The following is a 2274-nucleotide window of genomic DNA, read 5'->3' as shown; positions in this document are numbered from 1 at the left end:
ATGGCGAACCGACATGCCGACCCCCCCAATTTCCAGGCACATTTGGGATGACTTTACATGTCAATAAGAGCAGATTCACCAGCGAATAATACCGTCAATTGTATCAGGAGGCTGTCCGGCTGCTGGACCCATCCTCAAATTTCCCGCACTACGCTCTTCATGAGATGACTTGGGGGACCGCAATCAGGCCTTTTTGGGCGGCACGATCCATGACGAATGGAGCGAAATCATAGGGTGTGAAAAGTTCAACTTGGGTCGTAGCCCAACCCGACGCGCTTCCAAGAAGCACCAGGGTAACAAGAATAGTACAAATAATGGGCACAGGAGTAGTCCCCAGAGTTATCAGTGAACATTCATGCTTAACTTATCATCCTGGGCGGATAATAAGGGAGTAAAAATGCAGTTTACTGCCACGTGCCGACGAGAACGGCTTTGCCCGCACACTTGCTTTCCAGCTCGGTTCAGGCTTTTGGCTTACGTTCCCCGATGAGGATGGCAATTGCCTGGTTGAGCCAGGGGGTGATCATATCGTATGAGTTCCTGTCCATAATCACGAGAAGCCGCTAGGCCGAGTTCGTGGCACGCCCAGTAAGTCACCAGAAATTTCGAAACTTTTGACGAAAACAGGTTTTTTTCTTATGCTTTGGGAAGTATTGACTAAATGAATTTTACGGCAATAGAAATTCCTGGCTGGAGTCATGCATGAATTTAGAACGGGCTAAAATCTGCACAGCAGTGGTTTTCAGCTGGTCGTTTATACTGCCATTAGCGCCATGCAATGCTTCAGAAGTTGCTATTGTCGCGATCGATGGTTCAGCACCACCCTACATAGCTGAGAACGCTACGGGCTGGACTTTGGACATCATCCAAAGCGCACTTGCAACGCAAGATGTTACTGCAAAATTCGTGAGAATTATCCATGCCAGAGTGCTGAATGCTTTCAACTCCGGCGAAGTTGAGATGGTAACTGCTGCGAAGCCGAATGGAAAATGGAAAGGTTTTCTTTCATCCTGGCCAGTCGTTAGATTTTATAACGTTGCAATAAGCCTAAAACACAAGGTGCCAAAAATTAGCTCGATCGCTGATTTAGCCGAATATCGAATTGTGGCTTTTAATGATGCATCTAAATATCTTGGCCCAGAGTTTGAAAAGATGGCAGCTGGAAATGCACGTTATAAAGAGTTTTCCAGCTATCTACCTTCTCGCATGCTATTCGCCGATCGCACCGACGTAATAATCTCCGAAGCCAATATATTTAGGTACTGGCTTGTCAGACAGTCGAAGGATGCTGCCAAAGAAGAGCCTCTCGTCGCTTATCACGATATTTTGGGACCAGGCAATTTTTATTGGTTTGCTTTCAAATCGGACGCCCTTCGAATAAAATTTGAGCGAGGGATTGAAGAAATTTACCGCAATGGTACGTTTGAGAAAATCTATCAAAAGTACCACCAACTCTACCGTCTGGACCGGTCGATGTATCAGCCTATCGATTGTAAATTTCTTAAGAAAAGTCGCCCAAAAGATTGTTTGTGATTGTCTTCATGCTCTAACGTTCAATGGCACAAGAAAATAGGGCTTTGTTGCGTTTGCGAACTCTGAGCAAGAAAATGTCTGGATTTGCGAGCAATCATGCAGCGACTGAATAGAAGGTCTCAGCAGTGGTATTACCCTCTGCTCTGACCTGCCGCTTTCGAATGATCCTCATCGACTCAAAACCGCCAATTGTAATCCTTGCAGTTCGAAACCTCTTGAATCCCAACGTGGCTCTGCATAGCTGTTTGATGGGCCTATGGTCCTGCTCGATAATGTTGTTCAAATATTTGTTCTGACGAATTTCGATGTCAGTGCCTTCGTCGTCATTATAGGTTTCGATGCCAGAAGCGTTGGCTCCGCTTTTGTCGATAGTGATTTTTACCGGCTCATCGTTTGACCTGATGGCCCTCACTGAGGCCGTTTATATTTTTCCTCATATCGACAAATTTCTTATGCAGGTATATTTCTGAAATATGATCGGGCATCGCGCATGTTTTCACCCTTCCAGCGCCTTGACGAACAGCGCGATCGCACTCGGTTCGGCTGTTAGAGGAAACTCCACAACGATTCTTTTTTGAACGATCACTCGGATGCCTTGATGAACAGCCATCTCGATAGGCGTTGGTTGTATGGTGGAGCTGATGTCTTTTGGTTCTGGGGTTTTGATTTCGACAAGAGCAAAGGACTTGGGAGGGAACTTCTTTTTCCAGGAGTGAAGGAGGCTGTTGGATATGCCGTGTT

3 protein-coding genes are annotated in these 2274 nt (G+C 46.1%); 1 reads left to right on the top strand and 2 read right to left on the bottom strand.

The features are described from left to right. Positions 1 to 702 precede the first annotated feature (702 nt). Positions 703 to 1533, top strand: coding sequence for a substrate-binding periplasmic protein (locus VE954_RS05435; protein WP_324950476.1), 831 nt, complete (start codon positions 703 to 705; stop codon positions 1531 to 1533). 94 nt (positions 1534 to 1627) lie between these two features. Here the strand turns inward: VE954_RS05435 and VE954_RS44115 are convergent, their stop codons facing one another. Further along, complete coding sequence (locus VE954_RS44115) at positions 1628 to 1945, bottom strand: DDE-type integrase/transposase/recombinase (protein WP_414698972.1); 318 nt, start codon at positions 1943 to 1945, stop codon at positions 1628 to 1630. 84 nt (positions 1946 to 2029) lie between these two features. After that, positions 2030 to 2274: hypothetical protein (locus VE954_RS05430; RefSeq protein ID WP_324950473.1), on the bottom strand; the 245-nt coding region annotated here is incomplete at its 5' end.

It is taken from the genome of Oligoflexus sp. (assembly GCF_035638955.1).
Taxonomy (GTDB): Bacteria; Bdellovibrionota_B; Oligoflexia; order Oligoflexales; family Oligoflexaceae; genus Oligoflexus.
This window is presented reverse-complemented; position numbering and strand designations above follow the sequence as displayed.

What these genes read in the sequence shown, in the direction of transcription:
- VE954_RS05435 (WP_324950476.1), top strand. Translation starts at nt 703, where the DNA reads ATGAATTTAGAACGGGCTAAAATCTGCACAGCAGTGGTTTTCAGCTGG.